Origin of the sequence: Streptococcus sanguinis (assembly GCF_019928825.1) — a bacterium.
In the GTDB taxonomy this organism is placed as follows: Bacteria; Bacillota; Bacilli; order Lactobacillales; family Streptococcaceae; genus Streptococcus; species Streptococcus sanguinis_L.
Genome location: NZ_JAHZOP010000004.1, coordinates 161,190 through 175,413, shown reverse-complemented (window position 1 = coordinate 175,413; position 14,224 = coordinate 161,190). Strand labels below are relative to the sequence as shown.

Below are 14,224 nucleotides of genomic sequence, written 5' to 3'. Positions count from 1 at the left end.
CAGCTGATAAAACTCAGCTGAGTTTAGAAAGTTTCAGTCAAAAAAGTCTTGTAATTCCTGCATAATGGCTGCCTCTGGCAGAATGTCCAAAGAAGCTAATTGTGACAAATGATGCTGAATCTGCTTGCCATAGCGTTTACTAGAGATTCGGTTGTCCAAAAAAATAACAGCTGACTTCTGATGTTCATTTCGACGGGTCCGGCCAATAGCCTGCTTAAGCCGTAAGATGGCAAGAGGCAGTTGATAATCATAAAAGGCATTCTTACCTTCCGCTTTCAGGCGGCTGTTAATCTTCTGCACAAAGAAATCCTTGGGATTGTCAAAAGGAATCCGAGTGATCAACTGAATAATCTGGTCTTGCTCAGCAAAATCCGCCCCCTCCCAGAAGCTGCCAGAGCCTAAAAGAATACCTGCCTCTCCTCTATCAAAACGCCGCTTGATATTGCCGGCATCGCCATTTTTATATTGGGCCAAATGCGGAAGAGCCAGCAAGTTCGAAACAGTCAAAAGCAAGTCTTTAGAGGTGAAAAGGACGACGATAGGCAGACCAAGTGCTGCCACTTCTTGCAGGCAAGCAACAATCTCTTGGGCAAAATCTTCAGTTGACAAATCCACTACTGCTGGAAAACTCTCATCTAAAAAGAGCTTCTGCAGTGGCTTCTTCTTGCTTTTCAGCTTGTAAAAGTGATAACTTTCAAAGCCTAGTAACTGCGCCAAATTGACCTTAGAGCTGATTTCCAGAGTGGACGAAACCAAGACAACCTTGGCCCTTTCAGGTAAAAAGTCTGTGAAATGCAGCAATTCTGAACGGCCAGCATGCAGAGTCATCAAGCGATGATCTGCCAAAACTTCATCAACCAACCAATAATACTGGTATTTACCACTGAACAAGTGCTGCAGCTCAGGCAGTGCACTCATCTTTAACTCAGACACATCCTGAAGCAGCCGGGCAATCTTTTCCTGACTTAGCTCAGATGTTTTCTTACGATGCTTCTCTGCGGCATCAGCCAGCTCAAACTGAATGCTTTGCAATAGGCGCTGCTGCAAAAGTTCTCCTTCTTCCTGAAGGAGATGATTTATCTGCTGCAGCGTTTTAGTCAGATTTATACTGGCTTGAGAGAAGCTTTCCAAGGCGAAAAACATCTTCTGAGCTTCATCTACTACCAGAATACGATTGTCCAGCAAAGACTGGTCATCCTCTAAACGCGTCAGCAGGTATGCATGATTGGTAATCACGACTCGACTGGTGGCCGCCTTGACCTGTCCCAGCCGCCAAAAATCTTCCTCATAAAAAAGAGAATGCTTGCTTAGCTTGCCATCATGACGGATTTCATTGAAGTAGCTTGAGAAGCGATGAGCTTGCCCGATTTCATTCAAATCACCCGTTTTGGTTTCTGTTAGCCAAACCAAGAGTTGCAGCTTACAGCGACTAACCAGACGGTTGTCATATTCCCTGTCAAATGACTGATAGAAATGGTCCAGCTTGATATAATTCTCCGGACTCTTGAGACTGTGAAAGGAAATCCCAAAGACTTCCTCCAACAATCGTCCTTCCTTTTGCAACAGCTGGTCCTGCAGAATCTTAGTCGGAACCGTCACTAGTACTTTTTCTTGACCTCTAGATAGAATAGGCAGCAAGTAGCCAAAGGTCTTACCTAAGCCTGTCTGCGCCTCTAAAAAACTAGGCTCCTGCTGGTCCAGAGCTTCCTCCATAAAACGAGCAAATTTGAGCTGTTCAGACCGCTCTTCTAAGCCCAGCAGGTATAGATTGGTGAGGAAATCCTGCGACATTTTCTTTTCCGAAGTCAGCTTTTGGGGACGCCGCAGGAAAATACCATGGCAGGATTGCAGTTCCTTATCTTGCTGATCCGGCATCGTCTGATAAACTTCCTCAATCGCCAGACGCGACTCATAGATAATGCTGTCCGCCAAAGTTAGCATTTTCTCAACCAAGGCCTTGGGCAGGCTCTTGATTTTGTCTTGTATTTTTAAAAAAAGCTGAGCCGTTGCTTGAGCATCTGCCAGAGCAGTGTGGGCGTTTTCCAAAGAAATATCCAGCAAATTACAGAGATTGCCCAAGGAATATTTATCAAAGGTCGGGTAGAAGACCTGAGCCAACTCTACCGTGTCCACACGCGGTGTCAGCAAGTCAAACCCTTCCCAGAAAAGAGCCTCTGCTAGTAGATTGGCATCAAACTTGACATTATGAGCGACAAAAATCGCATCCTGAATCAGCTCATATACCTCAGCTGCTACCTGAGAAAACTCCGGAGCTCGGCCAAGCCGCTCATCATTTAAACCCGTCAGCTCTTTGATATGCTCATCCAGTTCCTCATGAGGATTGACATCTGTTTCATAAGTCTTGGTAATGATTCCATTCTCAATCAGAACAATGCCAATCTGGATAATCTTTGCACTGCTGCCCGTTCCTGTAGCCTCCAAGTCCACAACGGCATACTTATAATCATTTTGTGTCATACTGCTATGATTATATCATAAAAGCCATTCTGAGACATCTGAAAATTTTCAGCTCTAGCCTAGAAAGCAATTCTGTGCAAAAAAACCGCTTTTCTGTTACACTCAATAGCAGAATACATTTTCCGAGGAAATCATATGAAAATTCATAAAATTATCAACCTTGTAGCATTTGAAAACACCTATATACTGGAAAACGACCAGAGCCTCCTAGTCGTCGATCCAGGCAGCGACTGGAAAAAGATTAATCGCAAGCTAGAGGAACTAGCCAAGCCTGTGATTGCTATTCTCCTAACCCACACCCATTATGATCACATTATGAGTTTAGAAAAGGTTCGAGAGCACTATGCTACCCCGCCTGTCTATGTGGCCGATAGCGAAAGCAGCTGGCTCTACACACCGACAGATAACCTATCTGGTCTGGCGCGCCATGCTGATATGGATGATATTATCTGTCGACCAGCAGAAGAGTTTTTCTCCTACAAAACAGACTATGATCTTGGAGGCTTTCACTTCTATGTGCTTGCAACACCTGGCCACTCTATCGGTGGTGTCTCTCTAGTCTTTCCTGATGACCGCCTTGTTTTGACGGGCGACGCTCTCTTTCGAGAATCCATCGGACGAACGGATCTGCCGACAGGAAACATGGAGCAATTGCTGACGTCCATTCGTGAGAAACTTCTGGTTCTTCCCAAAGACTACGCTGTTTATCCCGGTCATGGGCATGACACCACTATTTCACATGAAAAAGTCTTTAATCCATTTTTAGCTTAGTAGACATTTAAGCAATTACCTATAGTTATCTATAACAAAACCAGAGTTTGAAATTCTTCAAACTCTGGTTTTTTATGTATTATTAAATCTTCAAGAAGCGTCTCATAGAGAAGACAGATCCCAATGATCCGATAAGAATACCCAATACGAAGAGTATTGCTATCATAATCGGACTAAAGAGTTTCGGATCAATCATAGAAAGCCCTTGACCGACTAGGCTCTTATTCATAGTCTGGAAGGCTATTTTGTATATAAAATACACTGCCACTGACGGAATTGTTGCCCCTAGCAAGCCAATCCATGCCCCTTCAAACAGGAATGGTCCACGGATATAGCTATTCTTGGCACCAACCAAGCGCATGATTTGAATCTCGCGACTGCGGGAAATAATGGTAATCCGAATAGTATTGGAAATGAGAAGGACAGCAACAAAAATCAGAAGCGCTGCACCAATCAGGCCCCACGTTTGGATAAAATTAGAAAGCGCAAAGAGCTTTTTGGTATTGGTACCACCATTTTGAACCTCAGAAACACCATCAATCTTCCGAGCATCTTTTGTAACAGATTCTACATACTTAGGCGCCTTGGTCTCAACAATATAAGCATCGTAAAGTGGGTTAGCATCACCGTCAAAAATCTTCCACTCGCTACCCATGGTTTCTGTCAGCTGCTCATACTGCTCTTCCTTACTAGAAAAAGTAACCTTATCTACATTTTTCATAGAAGTCAGAGCATCATATACCTTGTGGTAGTCCTCATTCTGAACTGTTTGACCTTCTTTTACAATCGTTTCGCTATTATCGGCAACATCCTTACGCATGTAGACCATAACGCGGACATTATTTGAAATATCATTTGCCAACTTGGCTGTATTTAAAATTACTGAAGCAAAAACAGCCACTAAGCTCAAGGTAATCATAACCGAGCTGACAGCCGCTACAGTCATCCAGCCATTCCGCGTAAGACTCTTAAGCGACTCAATCAAATGACGAAAAAATCTTCTAATCATCGTATCCGTATTCTCCTTCCGCTTCATCACGTACCACACGGCCATTTTCAATAGCAATAACGCGGTGACGCAGAGTATTTACAATCTGGCTGTTGTGGGTTGCCATCAGGACAGTTGTTCCCTGAAGGTTAATCCGCTCCAGCAGGTTCATAATCTCCCAAGAATTATCTGGGTCCAAGTTTCCTGTCGGCTCATCCGCAATCAGGACTTTAGGGTTGTTAGCAATAGCACGAGCAATGGCAATCCGCTGCTGCTCACCACCAGAAAGCTCGTTAGGGAATGAGCGGACCTTGTGCTTAAGACCAACTAGGTCCAGCACTTCCATAACCCGCTTTTTAATATTGCGGCGGCGCTCACCGATAACTTCCATGGCGTAAGCAATATTCTCATACACCGTCTTTTTAGGAAGAAGTTTATAGTCCTGAAAGACGACTCCAACCTGACGGCGCAGCATTGGAACATCGCGCTTCTTAATCTTAGCTAAGTCGAAATCAGCTACTTTCAGACTTCCCTTATCCAGCTTTATCTCCCTGTAAAGCAAACGAATAAAGGTTGACTTTCCTGCTCCTGAAGGACCTACAATATAGGCAAACTCCCCAGGTTCTACATTAATAGACACACTACGCAGAGCAGTGGTCCCGTTGCCATACTTCTTGACAACATCTTTCATTTCAATTATTGACATCTATTGAAATTTCCTTTCAATCTAATTCTAATCTCTTACATTTCCTAGTTCAAACGCCATTTCAAATAAGCGTCGATGAAACCATCCAAATCTCCGTCCATAACCTTGTCCACCTGTGCTACTTCGTAACTGGTCCGATGGTCTTTGACCATGGTGTAAGGCGTAAAGACATAGGAGCGGATTTGGCTGCCCCAGGAAATCTCCTTCTTATCTCCCTTGAGTGAATCGACTTCGGCTGCTTGTTTCTCTTGCTCTAGCTGATAAAGCTTGGCCTGAAGCATCTTCATCGCCCGATCACGGTTTCCATACTGGGTCCGGTCAACCGTAGACTGCACTACAATTCCCGTAGGAATATGGGTCAGTCGCACACCAGTCGAAACTTTATTGACGTTCTGCCCGCCGGCTCCTCCCGAGCGGAAAGTGTCCATCTTAATATCGTCATCGCGAATTTCCACCTCAATGGTGTCATCCAGCTCTGGCATGACCTCTACTGAGGTAAAGGAAGTATGGCGACGTTTAGCTGAGTCAAATGGTGAAATCCGGACCAAACGGTGGACTCCCATTTCTGACTTGAGCAGACCATAAGCGTGCGGCCCTTCAAATGAAAGAGTCACTGACTTAATTCCCGCTTCATCTCCTGCTTGATAGTCCAGGACCTCTACTTTGAAGCCCTTGGCATTGCCAAAGCGTGTATACATACGCAACAGCATATCTCCCCAATCCTGGGCCTCTGTACCACCAGAGCCCGGGTGAATTTCAAGGATAGCATTGTTATTGTCGTAAGGCTCAGATAGAAGCAGGGTCATTTCATAGCTGGTCATCATTTTCTCGAGTTCGTCCAGCTTTTCTTCCAACTCTCCCTGAACCGACTCATCCTCGGCCAGAAAATCAAGCAAGATTTCCGATTCATCAAAAAGCTCAGTCATCTGATGGAAATTTTCATAGGTTTGCTTGAGTTCATTCAGCTCTTGAGATGTCTTCTGAGCTGCAATGTTGTCATCCCAAAAGTCGGGTTCTGTCATCTTATTTTCTAAGATGGCAATTTCTTCTTCCAGACCTTCTAAGTCAAAGAGACCCCCTGAAAGAAGCTAATTTTTCACGATTTGCGTCAATCTTTTGACGAATTTCTGAAATGTCCATAAATACCTCTTTTCACATATCGTTTAATTATAACATAAATTAAACAGTTTGCCTAATCTCACATTCAGCAGCTTACATTTTATCGGATTTTCCCTAGCTAGGCAAGACAAGCGACTCCTTGTCACCTAATTGTTAGAAAAGTAATATAATGACATGGGCCTGGAAGAATTATTTCAAGCCTTCCTAGACTCCATTCATGGATAAACGAAATACAAAATTACAAAAATTTATGAGATATTCAGATAAAAGGGAGACACTCAATAGGTGTTCAAGCATTTTCAAGTTTTGAAAAATATGCTAGACTAAAACCATGACAAAAATCGGATTTATGAGCGACCTCCATCTGGACTCAAACCAGTTTGGAGAGTTTGAGCGCCAAGCTCTTCGCCAGCTTTTAAAAGAGGAAGGGATTGACCACCTACACATCGCGGGGGATTTGTCCAACGACCTGACCAAGATCAGTTTGCCCTTTATTGAAACTTTGAAGCAAGAGATTCCCCTTTCTTTTAATCTGGGAAATCACGATATGCTGGGACTTTCTGAGCAAGAAATTTCAAACTATGATTTTCAGGTCCAACAGTTCGGCCAGACCAAGCTCGTCAGCTTTTCTGGCTGGTACGACTACAGCTTTGTTCCAGAAAAAAGCAAGGAAGAGCATCTGAGAACTAAGACAAATTTCTGGTTTGACCGCAGATTGGAGCGTCAACTCGACGACCCTAGCATTACAGCTCAGACGCTGCAAGAGTTAAAAAAACTGCTGATAACTTTAGATGGTCCCATTATTGTTGCTCTGCATTTTGTCCCCCATCAAGACTTTCTATACGACCATCCCTATTTCCAGCGCTTCAACGCCTTCCTAGGAAGCAAAGCTTTTCATCGGATCTTTGTCAAATACAAGGTGAAAGAAGTGATTTTTGGTCATCTACATCACCGCCACCAAAGCCGTGTTATCGAAGGTGTCCGCTACCATATGCGTCCTCTGGGCTACATCCGTGAATGGGAACTGACTCGGAATTTTTTTAATGACTTTCCTCAGTATAAGATTCCCCAGATGTACCGCCTACACAAGCGTTATAATGCTGTTAAAGATTTAGCCGAATTTCGAGACTATAAGAAAAAACACCTGGCAGCTGAACTGCGAGATGCTTTAACAGTAATTGAAGTTCAGTAATGGAAATATTGAATTGCAGCTCTCAGCTCATCTGAGAGCTGTTTTTTGCTGTCCAACTGCACATAGACTTCTAATAAGCAGGAGCGAAAATTGGAAAAAGCAATGAAGTCCTGATTGCTATAAAAAAAGCCATCCGAAGATGACTTTTTGCTCTTAAATAGCATTTTTATCCATACCTAATTTACGTTGGATGAACTTAACAATTTCAACAATGACAATCATGGCAAAGCTACCAATCAGAACAACTGTCCATTGTGATAAGTCCAGCTTGGTCACATGGAAAATCTTTTCCAGTGGATCAATTACAATAGTCGAAATCAATAGGATGAAAGAAACCAGAATAGACCAGTTAAAAGTCTTAGACTTGAATGGACCAACTGTAAAGATAGACTGATAAACAGATTTTACATTATAAGCATGGAAGAGCTGGATGAGGCCAAGCGTTGCAAAGGCCATTGTCAGAGCATCCGCATGGATAGCCTTGATATCACCGGCATGAACGGGATTAGAGATAGCATAACCATAAACCGCCAGAACCAAAGCCCCTTGCAGGACCCCCTGATAGATGATAGAGCTCATCACTCCACCTGAGAAGAAGCTAGACTTACGGCCGCGAGGCTTATGACTCATGACACCTGGCTCAGCAGGCTCAACTCCCAGAGCGATGGCAGGGAAGGTATCCGTTACTAGGTTAATCCAAAGCAGATGAACTGGCTGCAGCACATCCCAACCAAAGAGGGTTGCCAAGAAAATAGTCAGCACCTCAGCTGTATTAGCTGAAAGGAGATACTGGATGGTCTTTTGAATATTAGAGAAGACCTTGCGTCCTTCTTCCACGGCTACAATGATGGTCGCAAAGTTATCATCTGCCAGAATCATGTCAGAGGCACCCTTAGATACTTCTGTACCTGTAATGCCCATACCGATACCAATATCCGCAGTCTTCAGAGCTGGTGCGTCATTGACACCATCACCTGTCATGGCTACGACCTTACCTTGGTTTTGCCAAGCTTTGACAATCCGTACCTTATGCTCAGGCGAAACTCGGGCATAGACAGAGTATTGGCCAACAACCTTTTCGAATTCTGCATCAGAAAGCTCATTGAGCTCTGCACCAGTCAGGACATGGTCTTCAGTATCTCCTTCTTCGATGATACCCAAGCGCTTAGCGATAGCTTCAGCTGTATCCTGATGGTCACCGGTAATCATAATTGGACGAATACCTGCTTCCTTGGCTACACGAACGGCTTCTGCAGCTTCTGCACGTTCTGGGTCAATCATACCGATTAAACCAGTAAAGATTAAATCATTTTCTAGATTTTCAGATGTCAGGTCAGTCGGAACTGCATCAATAATCTTGTAGGCGCCAGCCAGCACACGCAGAGCTTGGTGAGCCATGTCTGAGTTGTTCGACTTAATCAGCTGTGAAGTAGCATCATCAATTTCTGCAACATCTCCAGCCTTATCACGGGCAACACAGCGTTTCAAGAGTTGATCTGGCGCTCCCTTTACTGCCACAAGGAATTTCCCATCTGGCAATGGATGGACAGTAGACATGAGCTTACGATCTGAATCAAAGGGCAGCTCAGCTACTCGAGGATATTTCTCTAAAAAGGCCTTCACATCATAGCCCTTGTCCAGAGCATATTGGATAAAGGCTGTTTCTGTTGGGTCACCAATTAGCTTCCCTTCCTGGTCAATCTTGGTATCATTGGCTAAGACAACCGAACGTAAGAGCGGCAGCTCAAGTCCAAGTTCAATATCTTGTCCAGCTTCATTCAGGACTCCGTCGTAAAAGACTTTTTCGACCGTCATCTTATTCATGGTCAGGGTACCAGTCTTATCTGAAGCGATAATCTCAGTTGATCCCAAAGTCTCAACAGCTGGAAGCTTACGGACAATTGAATTCCGCTTAGCCAAAACCTGAGTTCCCAAAGCCAGCACGATAGTAACGATAGCAGGCAGACCTTCTGGAATAGCCGCAACTGCCAAAGCTACAGAAGTCATCAGCTCATCCAGTGGATTTTTCCCTTGAATGAAGACACCGACTACAAAAGTCACTGCAGCAATCACCAAGATAGCATAGGTCAGAACCTTAGACAGACTATTAAGATTTTGCTTGAGCGGTGTGTCCGTTTCATCCGCATCCTGTAACATACCTGCGATATGGCCTACTTCCGTATACATCCCTGTATTAACAACTAATCCAACCCCACGACCATAGGTCACATTTGAGTTTTGGAAGGCCATATTCACACGGTCGCCAATACCAGCATCTGCAGCTACCTCGATAGTCAAATCTTTCTCAACCGGAACAGACTCACCTGTCAGAGCCGCTTCTTCGATTTTCAGTGAATTAGCTTCCAAAAGTCGCATATCTGCCGGGACAACGTCCCCGGCTTCCAGTCTAACGATATCGCCAGGTACCAACTCCTTAGAATCTACTTCTGTGACATGGCCATCACGCAGGACACGCGCAGCTGGGCTGGACATAGATTTGAGAGCCGCAATTGCTTCTTCAGCCTTGCCTTCCTGATAGACACCAAAGATGGCATTGATGATTACTACAGCTAAGATGATTAAAGCATCTGCAATGTCTTCACCACCTGATGTGACAACAGACAAGACCGCTGCTACCAACAAGATGATAATCATCAAATCCTTAAACTGCTCCAAAAACTTCATTAAGAGAGATTTTTTCTCCCCTTCATCCAGTTCATTGCGGCCATAATCAGCTAAACGCTTGGCTGCTTCTTGACTGGACAAACCTTGCTCTGAAGCGTCCAAAGTTTTGAAAATTTCCTCAGGACTCTGGGTGTAAAAAGCTTGGCGCTTTTGTTCTTTTGACAATGTATTCCTCCTCTTGGCCTCTTTTATTTCTAAACTTTTCTGACCACTACGACTCATCATCTTGAGCCACATCAGTCATATCCAAAAAGTCAGAAACAAAAAAGAGACCTGTTTATTAACAAGTCTCGCTATTTCATACAAGGCCGGAAATTTCTTTCGTATTGACGACCTTGTAACGGTTATTCCGTTAGCTACTCCCTTGAGTTAGAAACTATTATACCAAATTTTCAAGCTTTTGCAAGGGGAAACATCATGATTTTCAAGAGTTTTCTCGGAGAATAGTAGCTAGCCCCAGCTAATCTCCATTTCATAGCTGGCAAAAATCTGCTCCCCATCAACAGTTTTTAGCTGATAATGAAGTTGCAGAACCTGCTTGGTCAAGTCAACCTTATAGAAAGGAGTATCGGTCACAAACTGCTGCAAGCCCACAGGTGTATGGATGCCAACCAGCGCCTGCCCTTGACTGATGAAGCGCATGATGGACTTAGGCTCAGAAAAGCGGGTCATAACCAGCTCTTTATCGTGAAACTTCAGAACTACTTTCTCCCCTTCTTCATTTTTGTATAGCAGATAATGAAAGTCTCCTTTTTGCGTCCAGTCCGTATCGTAGACCTGATCAATTAGCTCGGTATGTCCGTCCAGCTGGATGTGATTTTTTATTCTGATTTGCATCTTTATCTCGTTTCTCTTTTTCTTTCCCTATTCTATCAAAAAAATGACAAAATTGCTCTTCTTTCCCTTGCAGCTTTGATTTTTTTCCTACTGTCTTTTATGGTATAATGGTAACATGATTGAAAAAGTATTTCGGGACCCGGTTCATAATTATGTCCATGTGGACCATCAGGTTATTTATGATTTAATCAATACCAAAGAATTTCAACGGCTGCGCCGCATCAAACAGCTGGGTACGTCCGGCTATACCTTCCATGGCGGCGAGCACAGCCGTTTTTCGCATTGTCTGGGAGCTTATGAGATTGCTCGGCGCATCACCAAGATTTTCAATGAAAAATACCAAGCCAACTGGGACAGCCACGAAAGCCTGCTGACCATGACAGCTGCTCTCCTTCATGACTTAGGACACGGAGCTTATTCACACACTTTCGAGCGCCTCTTTGATACTAATCACGAGGACATTACGCGGCAAATCATCACCAGTCCAGAGACAGAGATTCATCAGGCCCTGGTGCAGGTTTCACCAGATTTTCCAGAAAAGGTAGCTAGCGTCATCAACCATACCTATCCCAATAAGCAGGTGGTCCAGCTGATTTCCAGCCAGATTGATGTGGACCGGATGGATTATCTCTTGCGAGATTCCTTCTTTACTGGCGCTTCCTATGGGCAATTTGACTTGACTAGAATTTTACGAGTGATTTGTCCTGTAGAAAAGGGCATCGCCTTCAAGCGCAATGGCATGCATGCGGTAGAAGACTACGTAGTCAGCCGCTACCAGATGTACATGCAGGTCTATTTCCACCCGGCCAGCCGAGCTATGGAAGTTCTGCTGCAAAATCTGCTCAAGCGGGCCAAGTTTCTCTATCCAGCTCAGAAGGATTATTTTGCCCTATCATCTCCCAATCTCATTCCATTCTTTGAAAATAGAGTGACCCTGCAGGATTATCTGGCCTTGGATGATGGTGTTATGAATACCTATTTCCAAGTTTGGATGGCTAGTCCAGACAAGATTTTATCTGACTTGGCTCAGCGTTTTATCAACCGCAAAGTCTTTAAGTCTATCGTCTTCTCTCAGGAAAACGAAGCGCATTTGGATATCATGCGAGACCTAGTTGGACAGGTTGGTTTTGACCCTGATTACTATACTGCTATCCATCGTAATTTTGATTTGCCTTATGATTTCTACCGGCCTGACGTTGAAAAACCTCGGACCCAGATCGAAATTCTGCAAAAAGATGGCAGCTTAGCAGAACTGTCCAGCCTGTCACCTATCGTCCATTCGCTAGCAGGGACCAGACAGGGCGATAATCGCTTCTACTTCCCTAAGGAAATGCTAGCAGATACAGGACTTTTCAGCGAAAAAAACCAGACCTTTATGCACTATATCAAAAACGACCAATTTACCTACGGAGAATAATATGTCTATCAAATTAGTTGCCGTTGATATTGACGGTACCCTTTTAAATAACCAAAAAGAAATCACTCCTGAAGTCTTCAGCGCTGTTCAGGATGCCAAGGCTGCTGGCGTTAAAATCGTCATTGCAACCGGCCGTCCTATTGCGGGTGTTCAAAAGCTTCTCGAGGAGCTAGAGCTTAATCAGCCAGACAACTATGTCGTTACTTTCAACGGCGGACTGGTGCAGGATACTGTCACAGGTCAAGAATTAATCAAAGAAACACTGACCTATGACGACTATCTGGATATCGAACTGCTCGGGCGAAAATTAGGCGTTCACATGCATGCCATCACTAAGGACGGAATTTATACAGCTAATCGCAACATCGGCAAGTACACTGTTTATGAGTCCAATCTGGTCAGCATGCCAATCTTTTACCGCACACCTGAAGAAATGGCCAATAAAGAAATCGTCAAGTGCATGTATATTGATGAGCCGGAAATTTTGGATGCGGCCATTGCTAAGCTGCCACCAGAATTAGCCGAAAAATATACACTGGTTAAGTCAGCTCCTTTCTATCTGGAAATTGTCAAAAAAACTGTCAATAAAGGAGCTGCTATCCTTCATCTGGCTGAAAAACTTGGCTTAAGCAAGGAGCAGACCATGGCTATCGGTGATGAAGAAAACGACCGCGCCATGCTGGAAGCCGTCGGCTCTCCTGTTGTCATGGAAAACGGCAAGGAAGAACTCAAGAAAATCGCCAAATATATCACCAAATCGAACGACGAATCTGGCGTAGCGCACGCTATTAGAGAGTGGGTTTTAAAATAATGTTTAGTTACAAAATTGGAATTTCAGCTCAGGAACACGACGATTTTGTCACAGCTCATCCGCAGGCCAATCTCCTGCAGAGTTCAGCCTGGGCTCAGATCAAAGATAACTGGGCTAATGAGCGCTTGGGCTTCTATAAAGACGACCACTTGGTTGCTGCAGCCAGTGTCCTGATCAAACCACTACCCTTGGGGATGACCATGCTTTATATCCCGCGCGGTCCCATCATGGACTATAGTGACAAGGAGCTGCTGACCTTTGTTTTGGCCTCGCTCAAGAAATTTGCCAAGGAGAAAAAAGCGCTCTTTGTCAAGTTTGACCCCAGCCTCTTTCTGGCAGAAAGCAAGATGGGCGGCGAATTGCAAGACAAGGCAGAAACAATTGAGCTAATTCAAGAGCTACAGGAAGCAGGAGCTGTCTGGGTCGGACGGACCGAGTCTCTGGACGAAACCATCCAGCCTCGCTTGCAGGCCAATATTCATAAAGAAGACTTCAGCGAGGAGCTGCTTTCTAAGAGTACCCGACAGGCTATTCGCACTGCCCGTAACAAAGGCATTCAAATCCAATTTGGCGGAGCAGAATTACTGGATGACTTTTCAGGCCTGATGAAGAAAACGGAAAACAGAAAAAATATCCACCTGCGCGGCAAAGACTATTACCAAAAACTCTTGGATACTTATCCTGAGCATTCCTATGTCACCTTATCCAGCATTGATCTAAAGGCACGATTGGAAGACTTGCATACTCAGCTGACCAAGACACTTAAGGAAGCAGAGAAATTTACCGAGAAAACCAAGCCCGGCAAGATTGAGAATAACCAGCAAGAACAGAAGCGCCTCCAAGAAGAGATTGACTTTCTGCAGGACAAAATCAGCCAAGGTGCTACTGTCGTTCCCCTGTCTGGCACACTGGTCTTGGAATACGGCAAAACCTCTGAAAATATCTATGCCGGAATGGACGAGGAGTACCGCCGTTATCAGCCAGCCATCATCACTTGGTACGAAACGGCCAAACATGCTTTTGAGCGCGGAGCTGATTGGCAAAATATGGGCGGAATCGAAAACGATCTCAAGGGCGGTCTCTACAGCTTTAAATCCAAGTTCAATCCGACCATTGAGGAATTCGCTGGTGAGTTTAATCTGCCAACTAATCCCCTCTACCATCTCTCCAATTTGGCCTACACTCTCAGAAAGAAACTGCGCAGCAAGCATTAAAAGAAA

11 protein-coding genes are annotated in these 14,224 nt (G+C 44.4%); 5 read left to right on the top strand and 6 right to left on the bottom strand.

All coding sequences use genetic code 11. From position 1 onward, the window contains the following. Positions 1-33 precede the first annotated feature (33 nt). Entirely contained in the window at positions 34-2,478 is a 2,445-nt protein-coding gene (locus K1J09_RS08995) for a bifunctional DnaQ family exonuclease/ATP-dependent helicase (RefSeq protein WP_223323861.1), read from the bottom strand. A gap of 135 nt (positions 2,479-2,613) precedes the next feature. Between K1J09_RS08995 and K1J09_RS08990 the strand changes: the two genes are divergently transcribed. Next, the gene (locus K1J09_RS08990; RefSeq protein WP_223323862.1) at positions 2,614-3,249 is read left to right on the top strand and encodes an MBL fold metallo-hydrolase; all 636 of its coding nucleotides are present in this window, start codon (positions 2,614-2,616) and stop codon (positions 3,247-3,249) included. Positions 3,250-3,331: 82 nt separating this feature from the next. Here the strand turns inward: K1J09_RS08990 and ftsX are convergent, their stop codons facing one another. From ftsX to prfB, 3 genes are all read right to left on the bottom strand, one after another. After that, on the bottom strand, positions 3,332-4,258 hold the full coding sequence (gene ftsX / locus K1J09_RS08985) for a permease-like cell division protein FtsX (protein ID WP_002930032.1): 927 nt from the start codon (positions 4,256-4,258) through the stop codon (positions 3,332-3,334). After that, positions 4,251-4,943, bottom strand: a complete 693-nt coding sequence (gene ftsE, locus K1J09_RS08980) for a cell division ATP-binding protein FtsE (RefSeq protein WP_002895890.1) — start codon at positions 4,941-4,943, stop codon at positions 4,251-4,253. Before ftsE ends, ftsX begins: the two co-directional genes overlap by 8 nt. Before the next feature lie 44 nt (positions 4,944-4,987). After that, positions 4,988-6,083 (bottom strand): peptide chain release factor 2 gene (gene prfB / locus K1J09_RS08975; RefSeq protein ID WP_125341648.1). Its coding sequence is split into 2 segments (ribosomal slippage): positions 4,988-6,010 and positions 6,012-6,083, totalling 1,095 coding nucleotides; the frame shifts between segments, so codons are not numbered across the junction. A gap of 310 nt (positions 6,084-6,393) precedes the next feature. Here prfB and K1J09_RS08970 point away from each other — a divergent pair. Beyond that, complete coding sequence (locus K1J09_RS08970) at positions 6,394-7,254, top strand: metallophosphoesterase (RefSeq protein ID WP_223323863.1); 861 nt, start codon at positions 6,394-6,396, stop codon at positions 7,252-7,254. 153 nt (positions 7,255-7,407) lie between these two features. Here the strand turns inward: K1J09_RS08970 and K1J09_RS08965 are convergent, their stop codons facing one another. After that, entirely contained in the window at positions 7,408-10,104 is a 2,697-nt protein-coding gene (locus K1J09_RS08965) for a cation-translocating P-type ATPase (RefSeq protein WP_223323864.1), read from the bottom strand. A gap of 285 nt (positions 10,105-10,389) precedes the next feature. After that, positions 10,390-10,776, bottom strand: coding sequence for a DUF1934 domain-containing protein (locus K1J09_RS08960; RefSeq protein ID WP_223323865.1), 387 nt, complete (start codon positions 10,774-10,776; stop codon positions 10,390-10,392). Positions 10,777-10,891: 115 nt separating this feature from the next. Between K1J09_RS08960 and K1J09_RS08955 the strand changes: the two genes are divergently transcribed. From K1J09_RS08955 to K1J09_RS08945, 3 genes are read left to right on the top strand one after another with little or no spacing between them, the layout of a single operon-like run. Beyond that, positions 10,892-12,193 (top strand): HD domain-containing protein, encoded by a 1,302-nt coding sequence (locus K1J09_RS08955; protein WP_002930024.1) that lies wholly within the window; start codon positions 10,892-10,894, stop codon positions 12,191-12,193. 1 nt (position 12,194) lies between these two features. Further along, a complete protein-coding gene (yidA, locus tag K1J09_RS08950) occupies positions 12,195-13,004 on the top strand; it encodes a sugar-phosphatase (protein ID WP_002912163.1) in 810 nt (269 codons plus the stop codon). Continuing rightward, entirely contained in the window at positions 13,004-14,218 is a 1,215-nt protein-coding gene (locus K1J09_RS08945) for an aminoacyltransferase (RefSeq protein ID WP_223323866.1), read from the top strand. Before yidA ends, K1J09_RS08945 begins: the two co-directional genes overlap by 1 nt. Positions 14,219-14,224 lie beyond the last annotated feature (6 nt).